The 486-nt window shown below is 47.3% G+C and carries 1 pseudogene; it reads left to right on the top strand.

The features are described 5' to 3' along the window. Window positions 1-486 (top strand): annotated as a pseudogene (locus DCO46_RS22980) (hypothetical protein); the annotation flags it as partial.

The raw sequence follows: 486 nt of genomic DNA, 5'->3' as shown, positions 1-486 counted from the left end.
GGAACCAATCCAGGACAGGTAAAACTGACTGGAGTAACCGTTCCGACAGGACTTACCCTAAACGCCAACGGAACAGTAACCGTTGCAGCGAATACCCCTGCAGGAAACTACAACGTAGAATATACCATTTGTGAAATTACCAATCCGGGCAACTGTGATACGGTAACTTCAGTAGTGACAGTAGGCGCAGCGACAATCGACGCTGTAACCGAAACTACAACCAGTATCAACGGAAACACAGGAGGTACAACCGCTTCCCTTACAGCGAATGACACCCTAAACGGAAACCCGGTGGTGATCGGAACCAATACAGGAAAGGTAAAACTGACTGGCGTAACCGTTCCGACAGGACTTAACCTAAACACAAACGGAACAGTAACAGTTGCAGCTAAAACCCAGGCAGGAAAATCCAACGTAGAATATACCATCTGTGAGATTAACAATACAGGCAACTGCGATATCCGACAGGACTTAGCCCAGAAGAGA

The organism is Flavobacterium sp. HTF (assembly GCF_003105115.1).
Taxonomy (GTDB): domain Bacteria; phylum Bacteroidota; class Bacteroidia; order Flavobacteriales; family Flavobacteriaceae; genus Flavobacterium.
The sequence above is the reverse complement of the archived record's forward strand: the minus strand, read 5'-3'. Positions and strand labels throughout refer to the sequence as shown.